General features: G+C 47.8%; 14 protein-coding genes. 9 read left to right on the forward strand and 5 right to left on the reverse strand.

Annotation, left to right across the window (positions count from 1 at the left end; all coding sequences use genetic code 11):
• Positions 1–63: 63 nt before the first annotated feature.
• Positions 64–354, reverse strand: a complete 291-nt coding sequence (locus P3L44_RS21370) for a DUF1294 domain-containing protein (RefSeq protein ID WP_226617172.1) — start codon at positions 352–354, stop codon at positions 64–66.
• Positions 351–731: a hypothetical protein gene (locus P3L44_RS21375; RefSeq protein ID WP_042847269.1), complete on the reverse strand. Its 381-nt coding sequence runs from the start codon at positions 729–731 to the stop codon at positions 351–353. The genes P3L44_RS21370 and P3L44_RS21375 overlap by 4 nt, the downstream gene beginning before the upstream one ends.
• A gap of 208 nt (positions 732–939) precedes the next feature.
• Between P3L44_RS21375 and P3L44_RS21380 the strand changes: the two genes are divergently transcribed.
• On the forward strand, positions 940–2,415 hold the full coding sequence (locus tag P3L44_RS21380; RefSeq protein WP_042847267.1) for a 3'-5' exonuclease: 1,476 nt from the start codon (positions 940–942) through the stop codon (positions 2,413–2,415).
• A gap of 35 nt (positions 2,416–2,450) precedes the next feature.
• On the opposite strand, the gene P3L44_RS21385 is transcribed toward P3L44_RS21380, so the two are convergent.
• From P3L44_RS21385 to P3L44_RS21395, 3 genes are all read right to left on the reverse strand, one after another.
• Complete coding sequence (locus P3L44_RS21385; protein ID WP_052219384.1) at positions 2,451–3,458, reverse strand: hypothetical protein; 1,008 nt, start codon at positions 3,456–3,458, stop codon at positions 2,451–2,453.
• A gap of 156 nt (positions 3,459–3,614) precedes the next feature.
• Complete coding sequence (locus P3L44_RS21390; RefSeq protein WP_052219383.1) at positions 3,615–4,541, reverse strand: thioredoxin domain-containing protein; 927 nt, start codon at positions 4,539–4,541, stop codon at positions 3,615–3,617.
• A gap of 35 nt (positions 4,542–4,576) precedes the next feature.
• Positions 4,577–5,152 (reverse strand): hypothetical protein, encoded by a 576-nt coding sequence (locus P3L44_RS21395; protein ID WP_042847265.1) that lies wholly within the window; start codon positions 5,150–5,152, stop codon positions 4,577–4,579.
• 147 nt (positions 5,153–5,299) lie between these two features.
• Here P3L44_RS21395 and mobH point away from each other — a divergent pair, with 147 nt between their 5' ends.
• The 8 genes from mobH to P3L44_RS21435 all read left to right on the forward strand — a co-directional run bounded on the left by mobH (position 5,300) and on the right by P3L44_RS21435 (position 13,093).
• Positions 5,300–7,960, forward strand: a complete 2,661-nt coding sequence (mobH, locus tag P3L44_RS21400) for a MobH family relaxase (RefSeq protein WP_191901256.1) — start codon at positions 5,300–5,302, stop codon at positions 7,958–7,960.
• Positions 7,953–9,926 carry a conjugative transfer system coupling protein TraD gene (traD, locus tag P3L44_RS21405; RefSeq protein WP_042847261.1) on the forward strand — a complete coding sequence of 658 codons (1,974 nt, stop codon included), beginning with the start codon at positions 7,953–7,955 and terminating at the stop codon, positions 9,924–9,926. Before mobH ends, traD begins: the two co-directional genes overlap by 8 nt.
• A complete protein-coding gene (locus P3L44_RS21410) occupies positions 9,923–10,300 on the forward strand; it encodes a hypothetical protein (protein ID WP_052219382.1) in 378 nt (125 codons plus the stop codon). Before traD ends, P3L44_RS21410 begins: the two co-directional genes overlap by 4 nt.
• Positions 10,293–10,943 carry a DUF4400 domain-containing protein gene (locus P3L44_RS21415; protein WP_042847258.1) on the forward strand — a complete coding sequence of 217 codons (651 nt, stop codon included), beginning with the start codon at positions 10,293–10,295 and terminating at the stop codon, positions 10,941–10,943. The genes P3L44_RS21410 and P3L44_RS21415 overlap by 8 nt, the downstream gene beginning before the upstream one ends.
• A gap of 88 nt (positions 10,944–11,031) precedes the next feature.
• Complete coding sequence (locus P3L44_RS21420; RefSeq protein WP_042847256.1) at positions 11,032–11,322, forward strand: hypothetical protein; 291 nt, start codon at positions 11,032–11,034, stop codon at positions 11,320–11,322.
• A complete protein-coding gene (locus tag P3L44_RS21425) occupies positions 11,322–12,149 on the forward strand; it encodes a DsbA family protein (RefSeq protein ID WP_042847254.1) in 828 nt (275 codons plus the stop codon). Before P3L44_RS21420 ends, P3L44_RS21425 begins: the two co-directional genes overlap by 1 nt.
• A 69-nt stretch (positions 12,150–12,218) precedes the next feature.
• Complete coding sequence (traL, locus tag P3L44_RS21430; RefSeq protein ID WP_237072359.1) at positions 12,219–12,506, forward strand: type IV conjugative transfer system protein TraL; 288 nt, start codon at positions 12,219–12,221, stop codon at positions 12,504–12,506.
• Entirely contained in the window at positions 12,503–13,093 is a 591-nt protein-coding gene (locus tag P3L44_RS21435; RefSeq protein ID WP_052219381.1) for a TraE/TraK family type IV conjugative transfer system protein, read from the forward strand. Before traL ends, P3L44_RS21435 begins: the two co-directional genes overlap by 4 nt.
• Positions 13,094–13,183: the final 90 nt, after the last annotated feature.

A 13,183-nucleotide genomic window follows, 5' to 3' on the forward strand; every position in this document is an offset into this window, starting at 1 on the left:
AGTAAACAAAAAGGGAGGCGCATTAAAAATGCAACCTCCCTTTTTGGTCTGAAATGCTGGTGATTAGATAATTTGACCAACCCACAAAAAATACCACAAAGAAGCATAGCCAAGCACCCAGGCCCCTACTAAAGCACGAAATCGGCGCTGATATGCACTACGTGTTTTATGCTTGAACATCTGCTGGGCGATGATGCAACCCGGCCAACCACCGAGAAAGGCCAGCGCATCAAGCGTTAATTCCTCTACTCGCGGGCCTCTCTCGATAGCCTGTTGCTTGTCCTTACGATACACGTAAATCGAAATGAGGCTCCAGGCAATCATCCACAGCACCGAGTATGCGTAAAACATCATTTATTCCTCTCATCAATATTCGTGGAGAGATAATCCCGAAGGTTTGTCATCGCAAGCGTAGTGCGATCTTCCACTTCCTCAGCTGTATCAAAGAACTTCGCCAGTTTACGATTGGCCTTTCTTAGTGCTTTTGTTGCTATATCCTGCTGCACCAGAAACGCCTCACTGCGCTGCTCATCCAGACTTTGAATGGTTAGTTCGTTTAACTGCATTGTGGCATCCTGCACGGCCTTTTGCAGTTGCTTTTTCTTTTGTGCCTGCCGGTCAGACTCACGAAGGGCGCGCGTGCTCTTCATATACAGCGTGCGTAACGTTTTAACAAGGCTATCTGGGCTAATGGGCTCGCTATTTAAGGGTTCTTCATCGGGATTCTTCATGCACTTATGGCCTGTTGTTGTGGGGATTTCTAAACCGGTAACCACTACCGAGTTTTACGATAATACCTCCCCAAATTTATCGTCTCTATGAGACACCGAATGAATCCACTAGTCAGCCTTTTTTGTCCCCGATCCGCTCTCCTTTTTTGTGCCAACTCGGTTGTATAAATCGTACCATTTATGTCCATTTCAACCGACAGGAAGGCTCATGGCAGCAACTGACGAGCAACAGAGGATTATCGACTACAAGGCTGAGCCCGGATCGATGGTTTGCGTGCAGGCCTATGCAGGCTCGGGCAAAACATTCACACTAAAGGTCTATGCCGACACGCATAAAGACAAGAAGATGCTTTACTTGGTCTTCAATAAGTCTATCCGTGAAGAGGCGGAGAAAAAATTCCCTAAAAACGTGGAGTGCAAAACCTCTCATGCGCTGGCCGCTGCACGCTTTAAGCATTATCGCCATAAAACAAAGTTGAATATTCAGGTTAAAGAGTACCGCGATCTGATGGAGGAAGAGGATTGGCGCGTGGTCAAACTGGCTATCAATGGCCTTTCACACTTTATGAACTCAGCTGACTATGAAATTAACACGACCCACGTATTAAAAGATCTCGGCAACATTGACAAAATCCCACCTTCACGCGTGGATTCGGCATTGCGCGCAGCGCGTCGGATCTGGAAGCAACAAATCGATCAGGAATCTGACGTGCCTTGCACGAATAACACGTTACTGAAGCTTTATCAGATGTCTAACCCTGCATTGGATTCGGTCTATGACATTATCCTGTTCGATGAAGCTCAGGACGCCAACCCCGTGACACTCGATATTGTGCTCAATAACAAGTGTGCGAAGTTATTTGTCGGCGATAAGCATCAAATGATTAACCGCTGGCGTGGTGCAGAGAATGCGCTGGACGTTGTTGAAGAAAAAGGCGCGTCAGTCCTCAGGCTGACAAAGTCTTTCCGCTTTGGCCCAATGGTTGCAGCTCTTGCCAATGTGGTCTTATCCATGATTGGCGAAACCCACCCACTTGTAGGGTTGGGTAAGCTGGATGAAGTTTGTCAGCCTCATGAAATCGCCGAACATGGCTTCCATGCTGTTATCTCACGAACGTACATGGGAGTCATTTCTTCTGCCTATGAGGCTATCCTGATGGGGAAGCGTGTCATGTGGAATGGTGGTATCGGTAAGTACAATCTGGGGGAGTTGCTTGATCTTCACGCCATGAAAACAAGTAACTATGAAGCTATTAAAAACCCTCGGGTGCTGACAGATTACGGTAACTGGGCCAACTTCCAGGAGATTGCCGAAACGACCAAAGACACGAACATGATGCGGGCTATCAGGTTGATGGAAAACTACGTTGATATCCCCGGCATGGTCGATACGATGCGCCTGAATGAGGCTCGTACCCACAAAGATGCTGATCTTATTATCACCACGGCTCACACATCCAAGGGCATGGAATGGGATAACGTTATCCTCAATGATGATTACCCAAGCATTATTGAAGCTTTGATGATGAAGAAATCGAAACAAAGCATTATTGATGAGATGAACCTGCTTTATGTCGCGATTACCCGCACACAGAGCCGCATCAACATTAATGGCTCAATGATGGAGCTGCTGGAACAATATAACCATAGGCGAGAACGAAACGAATCCATCATTATCGTGTAAAGAAAAGGCCCGTAATGGGCCTTTATTCAATAAGACTAAGGTCTTGATCGGATGATATCTTTTCTGCCTTCACTATTGGTTTTATTAATATCTATCTCTGGGAATTTATTTTTTAAATTCTCTATTAAAGAAGCCAATTCCATTTGCAATGACATTGAAAGCGAGCCAATAACATCCCAAGCCATCTGAGCATCGCTGCTTTCGTACCTTTTTCTCCCTGGAAATATATAATCAAGTCCATTCTGGTGATGATCATAAAAAAACTGACCAGCTTCAACTAATTGACTCCAGTTTTCATAAATATTGTTCAGTATTTTGAAAGTTGTAGTGTCATACAAATAAAATGCACTTGACTTGAATATCGCTCTAAATGATTCCCAGCAGGTTGAGCCATCAAAATACATTATGTTAGGCAATGCCTCAAAATAATAATCAAGTATATTTGTATCGAGATAATTCATTAAACCGGTCAGGGTATTAATATCACTCTGGCGCTTGATTTTTTCTGTTATGGCTGGGTCAGATTCATTAGGGTATGCAGGGTTATTAGAGGTGATCAATTCAATGGCGAATATAAGTAACTTTTCTAGGTTTTTCTTTCCGTCATCTCTATTCGAATTATATAGTGAAACCCTCTGCTTATTGATGTCAAATGGTAGGTCTTTGGGGCCATGCCCTTCGCTACTATTCAACAAAGTAATTATTCGCCCCCAACCTATTTTTGCAACTGCAAAACCCAGTTCAAACATAACGTTAGGATTTGGAAATTCATTTTTAGGTGTCCCATTTTGAGGTATCACTGTCACATCGCTAATCACGATTTGTGATGCCGATATTTTAGCCAATATAGTTGCTAAAATGTCAGGACTTCCTGATGAGTAATCCGTGGCTTGATCCCATTCATATATGAATGTTGATTGTTTTTCATTCAGATGCGTCACTGCTTTTGTTAAAGCATCACGAATATAGAACCTATTTTTGCGTTCGTCATAGCTTGATTGCCAAGAATAGAAAATCTTGACTTTTTCCTTTTCGCCTTCCATTCATTCCACTTATAATTAATGTTTTAATGACTAATTATATCAACATTTAAGACGATTTGAGACGGAAGATTTTAATAACCTTTAGAATAAATCAATGGCTTTTCTGGGATACTCAATGAACATTAAAAAATGCCCGGCGAAACCGGGCATCAACATTTATTTTTTGGCCTGTGCCGGTGCGGGAGCTTTCTCTAAACCACCTTTCACCATTCGCTCAATGACGTCAACGAAGCCTGCGAATGGTCTCGCGCCGACAATGCTTTCACGTTCACCGGTTTTGTTGTCGATCACGATGGTAGTTGGCGTCCCGTTTACGCCGTCTTTGGTACCGGCATCCATATCACGCTTGATGCGCTGGATGATTTTCGGATCCTGCATACAGGTGTCAAACGCTGCTTTATCCAGCTCAAACAATGCAGGGATGCCTGCGCTGTCTTCAAAGCCTTTGCCATTGCCCTGCGTGTGCTCAAACCAGTAGTTGGTCGCACCCCAGAAGCCTTTCGGTCCTTTTTGCTCTGCCACGCACTCTGCTGTCATTGCCGCTTTGGTTGCCATTGGCTCATGAAAAGCCAGGTTGAAGTGACGCCATTCCCAGTTCACCGCGCCATTATTGGCCGTATCGACCAGATATTTCGGCGTCTTATGGAACTGCTTACAGAACGGACATTCCAGGTCTTCATAATTCACCAGCGTGAATCGTGCGTCCGGATTACCGTAGATGTAGCGCCCGTCTTTGTTGACACTGACCTGTTCCCAGCCTTTGTATAGTTCAGCGCGTTTCTCTGCCAGCTTATCTTCCTCCAAACCGGCTAACGCAGCTTGTACCGCCGACTTAACATCACCGTTAGCACCAACGCCACCACCACCGGATTTAGCCAACTGCGCAAAGTGCCCCTCAACACTTGCGGATATGCTTTTGCTAAAGTTTTCGACTTCAACCACCTGCGATTGAAGCGCGTTAAGTTTGGTCTTGATGGCGCTCGTTTGCACGGCAGTGTAAAGACTTGCGCCCATTGACACAGCAATCATCACGCCAATTGCAATTGGCCCAACGACTTGAATTTTATTGACTTGCTTGGACATTATTTTCTTACCCCACTTAAGAATTAATTAGTCACTTAAAATTTGGTGAACTGGTTATCGACATACATCTTGAGTCGATACTGACGCAGTTCTTCCGGTTCGCCACGGGTCAGCACGTCAATTTCATGCTGGCTCAGACGGTAACCTGGTGTAGAGCAATAACGCTCTTTAATTTGCAGGTACTCGCCACGTTTGGCAGTTTGCTTATTGTTCGGCAGCATGAACGAATTTTCATCGCAGAACCTGGGTGACTGAGTAAATGTCCCGCGCGGGCCGTTAGCATAGGCACTGCTGGATACACTGGTCAGTAAAATCTGGGTGTCCAGATCGTGTGCAACATACCGCTTACCCGTTTGGTCATGAACGGCATATGGGCTCACAAGCGTATGCTCATAGCCTGGGTGGCGCAGTGCAGCACCGCCACGTTCAGTGCTGTAGTAAGACTCTGAAAACTCATAGCCTTCAGGGTAAGTCGCCTTGACCACCGTCACCTGCGTTTCATCAACATAGGTGCGTTCAGGGGCCTTTGGTTCATCCGCTGCACACCCGGTCAAGGTGGCTATGACTAAGGTTGCCAACAATGGCAATGCGAAACGTTTACGGGTTTTCATCACTTCTTCTCCGGTTAGAAAGCACAGACATTATCCTTTTTTTTAAAATTGCCAGTTACCGTTTTAGCCGACAAAACGATGGCCTTTTCGTTCCTGCACACCCCCAGTCATGGGTTATCGTACTTGCACTACAACGGAGAGCTTTAAATGCTGAAGATCATCAAAACGCTGTTTGGCAAAAAAAATGAGGAACAGAGCGAGATTAACATCCCCCTGGAGACCCTCGAAGAAATCGACTCTATGCGCGACGGTGTGGATTCAATGGTTGTACGGGGTGACATTTTGCGCTACCCGCCTGCCGAAATTGGTTTTCCAGCACTGATACCGGGAAGCTACATTCTGCGTGAAAAGCAGACCGATATGATCCAGGCCATTAAACGCGAACTGAATATCCGAGATAGCGAATTTGAGCAGCTGATGATGCCGATGCTTGATAGCTTTGCGAACTTCGTGCAGCTGTTCCCTGCATCGGAACACCACCACCACCGAGCGCAGAGTGGACTGATGCGCCATTCTCTTGAAGTATGTTTCCAGAGCATCCGTAAAGCCAAAAACATTGAATTCGATTCGATGGAAATGCCCGTGGTGAAATCCAGCCGCATGTTGGCCTGGCGTCTTGCGATTGCGACAGCGGGCCTTCTGCATGACATTGGCAAGCCGTTTACCGATTACGAAGTCTGGGACAAATCCGGCACCTATCACTGGCCTCCGGGGCGCACCCCGATCCATGAATGGGCAAAAGCCAATAAAATTGAACGTTACTTCCTCGTTTGGAAGAGCTCGCGCCACCAGCAGCACCACTCCAGCACCACCGCCATGATGATGATGATCATGCCGCAAATCCTGCATGAGTTCCTGCTGAGCGAAGGCAACGACATCTATAACGAGCTGACTCGGGCAATGGCCGTGAGTACCGTTCGCCTGGATGCCACTGAAGAAAACGCCCCTGAAATGAAAAACAAGATCCTTAAAATTGTGAAGGAATCTGACGTTATTTCTGTCCGCCACGACCTGCAACGCTACGGCGGTGATGCGGTACGTGCAACGCAATCGGGTGTGCCTGCGGTCCAACGCATCGTAGATGCCATGCGCCACCTACTTAAGAAAGGAGTGTGGCAACCCAACAAACCCGGCAACCCGATTTGGGTCACCACCTATGGCGTGTTTATCGTTTGGGGTACTGCGGTCAAAGACATCACCAACACCGTGAAGAAGTCCGGTGCAGTGATCCCGCAGTCGGCCAACAGTCTGGCTGATCTGATGATGAGCTACAAATTGTGCATTCCGAACGTAAATAAAAACGAAGATACCGCATATTGGCGAATTGCCCCACACATCATGAATGACCGCGATTCGCGTAACAGTAAAGAGCCGAAAGTAGCGCTGAGTTGCCTGCGTCTAATCTCTCCGGACGTTCTGTTTGTGGACACAATGGAGCCGCTGCCTATTTCCTCCCGTATCCGAATTGAGAGCGAATGGCGTGAATTCCAGACCAGTAAAGGGAAAAACATCCCTGTGCTGAAAGAAAGTCGTCCTTTCGTGGGGAATAAAGAGCCGCGTGAAAACAGCATTCCGGCTGACGTCGATCCTGAAATCCTGAAAGGTGGCACTCTGCTGCCGGATGAGAATGACAATCCGCTGGATAATATGTTTGGAGCCTCGAATCCGGTGACCTCTGATAACGCCCACGAGCTACTGCATCACTTGAATCTTCTGTCTGATGCTGACTACGAAAAAGTGAATGCCCGTCAGGACGCGAAAGCCAAAGCACAAGCGGAATTGGCTAATCAAAAACCAGGGGTAGCATTCCAGACTCCAATTGAACAAAGTCAGCCTGTTAAAACCTCTTCGCCCGAAGCAAAAATAGCCAAAGTTGGGCCACAACAACGGAGCCTGAAAGACGTTTTGAGCAAGCAAGATACCTCTGCCGAAATGCCCCCTCCAATCATGTCGGAGCCAGAGCATTATCAGGAGCCAGAGTTTGACCGTGAAACCTTATCTTTGTGGGAGACTCTCAAAAACCACGCTGTCGCTGATGGGTATCAAAATGACGAACAGAATCTGGTTGAGAAAAAACCGGCTATCGACCCTATGTCTGATGCAAGAGCAAAAATCCAACGCGTACAGGACGAAGTGGACAATGGGAATTTTACGCCAGTGACCCCGGAAAATGATTTTGGCTACAACAAGAATAACGAGGTGGCATTTGGTACCGAACAACTGACTGCACTGCACCAAGACCAAAGCCCATTGTTCCGCAATGCCTCAGATCTTGCCAAGGACAAACTCGCGTCCTACGTGGCCGCGAATCAGTCTGCCCTTTTCCATGAAAGCGGCCACTGCTGCATCATCCTGGAGAACGGGGTTGAGGACTCACTCTTCGAACCGATGCGGGATGCAGATTGGATCTGGTATCCGTTTATGGAGGCTCCTTGCGAGTATTACACCCATCGTTCGCAAATGTGTTTCTACTTGCGTAAAGAGCTCAATACTGACATCGACCAGCTTTCAGGTCACCGTTATCGTGCCAGCCTAAGTCCGTTTGACCTGACCGACATCAGTGTGGATATGACCGAAGTCTATCGCGCCATTGCCACCAAAGGGGCAAATAAAACTGCGTTCAATGGCGACCCAGTGATCGCCTTGTCCTCGCTGCAAAAACGCCGTATTGCACAAGATCTGAACATCAACGCAAATCAGTTCCAACAGGTACTGATCGATAATTTCGACTACGTGACCCGTACTGGTGTCGATTACATCCTCGTTAACAGCAATATTCAAAATTTCATGGTGAATGATAATGAGTGAGTGGAGTTATAACATGCGCTGGCGTCCCAACTTTGAGGCGCTGGAAATTGCAGGCTGGGGTGTGGGGATTGCTGCCTCACTGGCGGTCAATGCCGCATTCAATATGCCTGCGGTTCCTTGTTATTTGGCTGTTGCGGTACAAGCGGCCTATGCGGCTCGTTCCGTACCTTCCGCATGGGATATTTACAAGCATAAGAGCCGGTTAAAGCGAAAGCCTAACGTTCTGAAAATGGAGTTGGAATCCGTTATTGATGTCATGATGAAATTCCCCGACAGCTACCTGCTGGGGTATGGTTTTGAATGGGGTCAACCTGAAGGTCAGTTAGCCTCCGAACTCATCAAGCGCGACATCAAAAAGTTCGTTAGCAAGGTGCCAGAAAACTTCATGGGTTTGGGTTGGATCCATGCGCTTGGTGAAAAGCAACAATGGATACGAGTCGCTGAAGATCTGCTGTCATTGCATACCCTGGTGACCGGTACAACCGGTTCAGGTAAAACAACATACTATAAGTTGCTCATCCTTCAGGCAGCACTGAAGAAACAACCGCTCATTCTCATCGACCCGAAAAACGATGAAGAGTTGGCTGACTGGATGGAAATGTGTCTGCGTTTGGTGAACCGCGAAGATAAATTCAACTACATGTCGCTGGCGCACCCGGAGAAATCCGCGCGCATTTCTCCGATCACCAACTACACTCGTGCAGGTGAAGTAGCTAACCGTATTACATCCGTTATCCAGCGTGCCGATGGCACCAGTGACCCGTTCGTATCGTTCGGTATCATGTCCTTAACCACAGTCGTAGAACTGATGAAAATCTGCGAATTGAAACCCACGCTCAAGAACGTGAAAACCCAGTTGGGGTCGGATGTATCATCTCTGGCTGATCTCATCATCAAATCAGTGACCAAAATTGGCCGTCAGGTGCTCGGTGAAGATGACTTTGACCGTATTTTCGCCATGCGCATGGATCGTTATGCAAACAAAGCGAAGGGGCCAAAGGAAATCGCTGATATTTGCGCCGAAATTTACCGCAACGACATCAAAGCAAACCGCAGCTTCCCAAGCATTGAAGCAGGGCTGGATATGCTCGGCCACCAGCGTGAGCACTTCCAGAAGATGATCCTCAACGTGATGCCTATCCTCAGCCAGCTGACTCAGGGTTTCATGGCTGAATTACTATCCCCGGACAGTGACGATGAATCCCAGTTGAATGACTTCCGCCCTATCTCCAACGTGCGCGACATCATCACAACCGGAGGCATGCTGTACATGGGGCTAGACTCCTTAGCGGATGCAGAAACTGGTTCGGCGGTGGGCTCTATCTTCTTGTCAGACATCACCAGTGTGTCAGCGGACGTGTACAACTTTATGAAACCACGCGGGGATGACCTGGCCCCAGTGATGGTTCTTATCGACGAAGCTGCTGAGGTCATTAACGATCAAGTGATCAAGATGTTGAACAAAACCCGTGGCGCGGGCTTCCGCCTATTTATTTCATCTCAGTCCACCAGCGACTTTGAGGCGCGCCTGGGGTCTGAAGCCAAGATGAAACAAATCGTCACCAACACCAACCACTTTACTGCGTTGCGTACCCCCGATCCTGATGCGCAAGAGGCCGTCATGAAGCGTGTACCAATGACCAAGTTCAAGTATGTCATGCGCGGGCATGGCTCCAGTGCTGGTGCTGACCCTGAAATGATCTCTGGTTCGGTCAGTGAACGCATTATGGAAGAAGAAGGCGAGTTGTTCCCTTCTCCGTTGCTGGGCTGGTTACCAAACCTTGAATTTATGGCAATTAACCAGGCGAACAAAATCGTCAAAGGTAAAGTGCCCATCATTATGTCACCGAAGGGAGATAAGGCCTTCAACCAGGCCAGTAAGAAAGCCCTGAAGTTCCTCAAACTGTACGAGAAGAAAGTTCGGGGTGAGAAGTCGCGTATTCGTGTTGGGGGTAAAAAGTCATGATCAAAATGAAAACCTATTTTTTACGTAAAGAAGATTGCAACGCGTATGACAGCTTAACGCTGGTGTGGCCGTGTGTTGAGCCTATTACGCAATCACTCATCTCCTTACTGCCTAGCACCCTGACTAAGGGGCTGGTGGCCGATGCGGTGCAGTCCTCGGTGATGGCATATAACCAACAGGTTGATTGCCCTCTAAATGACTGGGAACGCCTGGCGGTTTATTTCATTACGTTGGCTAATTTCGTCACCGAGCACCTTGGCGGAAAAATAGGGTTCAACGAGCTGGCAACTACAAGTCAGTTACCCCGCAGGCTGAATAGCGAGCTCATTAATGCGGTGGCGGATAAACTCGCATTAAGGATCTTACATGCTTGACCAATTAACCGAAGAGAAATGGCCCCAGACGATAAAGATGATTATCATCTTCAGTACGGCAATACTGTTCGTCATTTCCATGTTTTTCCCGGCCTCGTATTTTTACGAGAACGTGAAAAAAGAAGTTGCCTGGGGCCAGCGATTGATCGGCGATACGGATTTCACACCAGTGATCTCGGACGTCAACAAAAACTACCGTTCATTCTTTGTAAATACTGGAGTGGATGGCTTCTTGCGTGACTTCTATGAGCTCGATTCATCCGATATGGCAAATCAAGGTGGTCCACTTTTCCTTTTCGCTTCCATCTTCCGAAACATGGCCGAAAACCTGAATTACTGGTTTTATATGATCGTGTATCGATTGACCCTGAATATATACTGGCTTCCGTACATGCTTGTGGTCACACTTCCCTCTCTCTTTGCTGGGATCATGCGCTGGAACGCTAAGCGATACACGTTTGCCTATTCGTCACCGTTTCTTAACCGCCGCAGCATGGTGCTGATTGGTTGGGGGATTTACAGTATTTTGCTGTCACTGTTTGTCCCTCTGCCAGTACCGCCGATGATTGGTGCCCTCATCATGATTGTGATGATCCCAATAGGCAGTTCGTTGCTCATCAGTAACCTTCCAAAACGCATCTAAATTCCTCCCCCGAAAAGCACCGCGTTTTGCGGTGCTTTTCATTATCAGCGCCAAAACCGGAATGGTAAATTATCCCCCGAGGTGAACTATGAATGAACTGAAGCACGTCTATCTGTCCGGACTCTTGTGTATTGCCTTTTCAGTCTGTCTGGGCGCGGGTGTTCTGCTTACTGATAAGTCTGAGCAGATCCACGAGTTGAATACGGTCCTCCACAAGTCCAGCTACTTAACCGACCGGGACAAGATGGACCGTGAAATGGCTGAAGTATTGTTGCCACGGCTACAAGCCCAGCAGGAAGAAATGAAAAAACGCGGGGCAATAAAGAAACCTGACATGGTTTACGTCCCTGAACAATTACAGCAATCCCGAGGTTATTAATGGCTAAGCGTACAGGTTTGAAAAGCGTCATTTATGGCATTCCATTGGCTGTCATGATCGCCACTTCGGGGTTCGTCGCCTACACGTTGGATAAACAAACGCGCCTGCTTAACGACTTGGCCGTTGTCGCTGATATGCAGCGCAATGTCATCAGTAATCGGGGGGATTTGGAAGCAGCGTTCGACCGTTATATTGCGGCCTCTGGGCTAAAAGTCAACGAACAGTCTAAAGGGGCAAATTCGATTGGCTTCAGTACCGGTAAAAAACCGTCTGAGTCTTACGCGCCGTCTACAGATAGTGAGCGTATTTACGGCAATCCTGACGCACAGTTTTACGTCATTGAGTATTCCGATTTTGAATGCCCGTACTGCAAAACCCATTTCCCGCAAATGATGGATCTGGTGGATTCCTCGTCCGGCAATATCGCGATGGTGTTCAAGCACGTTCCGGTACACGGCCAGGCATCACGCACCGAATCTCTCGCCTCTGAATGTGCCGCAGAGCAAGGTGGAAATCCGGCATTTTATAAGATGGCACGGGCTATTTTTGCGGATACCCGCTCCGACGGTCACGGTATGGCAACGCCATTGGACAAATTGGCTGAAAACAATGGGCTGGATGGGCAGCGCATTATTGAGTGCGTTAACGCCGCTCGCCCAAGCGCAAAAATTGCGGAAGATGTGAAAGAGGCCGCGCGACTCAATATTCAACAAACGCCTGCAAACATCGTGGTGTACGGCGATAAATCGGCAATGGTGCAAGGCTCGGTCAACGGGACAGGCCTGATGCAAATGATGGCGCAATTGGCCCAAGGGGGTGAGAAGTAAAAGAGTCCGGGCATTGTGTTAAAGCACCCGAAGGGGTTCGGGTATTTCGATTCATAATTGGGGGTAAGAATGAGTGAGCCAGTCCACATCTCGCATTCTGTCGATGATCCGCCGAAGTTCTTCTTCTGGAGCGTTGATGAAGCGATGCCATTTTTCGTTTTCCTGGGTATCGGGGTCTTTACGGGCCGTATCTTTACGATGTCACTCATCGGCATCGTGATCACTCGGTTCTATGGCAGCTTTCTGCAAAAGGCGTCAGAAAAATACTTTCTGCATCTGTGTTACTGGAAGTTCGGTGTTTCTGTCGGGAAAAGCACCATTGTACCTAACGCATTCGACCGGGAATTTATTGTATGAAGAGCAAAGATTTTAAAAAGGGTTTGCTGAACATGAAAGGCGAAAACACCACGCTGAAACTGGTGTTGGTTGTTTCGATTATCTGCATCGGCATTCTCTCCAGCACATTAATGAACCGTTCACAGATCGTGACCATTGTTCCACCCAACCTGACCGAAACCACTTGGTTAGATGAAAAGACGGCCGGACAGCCTTACATGCAGGCATGGGCTATCTATTTGGCTAACTCTATGGGTAACGCAACACCTGAGTCAGTGGACATGCTGAAGAAATCTATCGGCCCATTCCTGGATGCGGGTATTTACACGCAAGTCATGAAGCGCATTGATGACCAGATTGACCAGATTAAGCGTGATCGTATCAGTCTGAGCTTTACACCGACTCGCGTATACCACGACCCCAAAGCCCCTGGCACCTACTTCGTAGAAGGCAGTCAAGGTCTTGAAGGGATCGCCGGTAACCCTATCGTGAAGCCCGTTACGTTCCAAATGACAATTGATGTGAAAGGTTACCGACCTGTGCTGACCTTTATCAACATCAAGCAAGGTAAAGCCGAATTGCCGAGCGACAAAAAAGGCGACAAATAAATCCAGGGAACACTGTCCCGTAAATTTCGTCACCCGCCTCGTGCGGGTTATAACCACATTGAGCGCTTTTACGATGACGTAAAAGCTAGG

This window comes from Providencia sp. PROV175 (genome assembly GCF_032707045.1).
Classification (GTDB): Bacteria; Pseudomonadota; Gammaproteobacteria; order Enterobacterales; family Enterobacteriaceae; genus Providencia; species Providencia hangzhouensis.

Excerpts from the sequence above, each read along its gene's own strand:
- P3L44_RS21370 (WP_226617172.1), bottom strand. The coding sequence starts at position 354 with ATGATGTTTTACGCATACTCGGTGCTGTGGATGATTGCCTGGAGCCTC.
- P3L44_RS21375 (WP_042847269.1), bottom strand. The coding sequence starts at position 731 with ATGAAGAATCCCGATGAAGAACCCTTAAATAGCGAGCCCATTAGCCCA.
- P3L44_RS21380 (WP_042847267.1), top strand. The coding sequence starts at position 940 with ATGGCAGCAACTGACGAGCAACAGAGGATTATCGACTACAAGGCTGAG.
- P3L44_RS21385 (WP_052219384.1), bottom strand. The coding sequence starts at position 3,458 with ATGGAAGGCGAAAAGGAAAAAGTCAAGATTTTCTATTCTTGGCAATCA.
- P3L44_RS21390 (WP_052219383.1), bottom strand. The coding sequence starts at position 4,541 with ATGTCCAAGCAAGTCAATAAAATTCAAGTCGTTGGGCCAATTGCAATT.
- P3L44_RS21395 (WP_042847265.1), bottom strand. The coding sequence starts at position 5,152 with ATGAAAACCCGTAAACGTTTCGCATTGCCATTGTTGGCAACCTTAGTC.
- mobH (WP_191901256.1), top strand. The coding sequence starts at position 5,300 with ATGCTGAAGATCATCAAAACGCTGTTTGGCAAAAAAAATGAGGAACAG.
- traD (WP_042847261.1), top strand. The coding sequence starts at position 7,953 with ATGAGTGAGTGGAGTTATAACATGCGCTGGCGTCCCAACTTTGAGGCG.
- P3L44_RS21410 (WP_052219382.1), top strand. The coding sequence starts at position 9,923 with ATGATCAAAATGAAAACCTATTTTTTACGTAAAGAAGATTGCAACGCG.
- P3L44_RS21415 (WP_042847258.1), top strand. The coding sequence starts at position 10,293 with ATGCTTGACCAATTAACCGAAGAGAAATGGCCCCAGACGATAAAGATG.
- P3L44_RS21420 (WP_042847256.1), top strand. The coding sequence starts at position 11,032 with ATGAATGAACTGAAGCACGTCTATCTGTCCGGACTCTTGTGTATTGCC.
- P3L44_RS21425 (WP_042847254.1), top strand. The coding sequence starts at position 11,322 with ATGGCTAAGCGTACAGGTTTGAAAAGCGTCATTTATGGCATTCCATTG.
- traL (WP_237072359.1), top strand. The coding sequence starts at position 12,219 with ATGAGTGAGCCAGTCCACATCTCGCATTCTGTCGATGATCCGCCGAAG.
- P3L44_RS21435 (WP_052219381.1), top strand. The coding sequence starts at position 12,503 with ATGAAGAGCAAAGATTTTAAAAAGGGTTTGCTGAACATGAAAGGCGAA.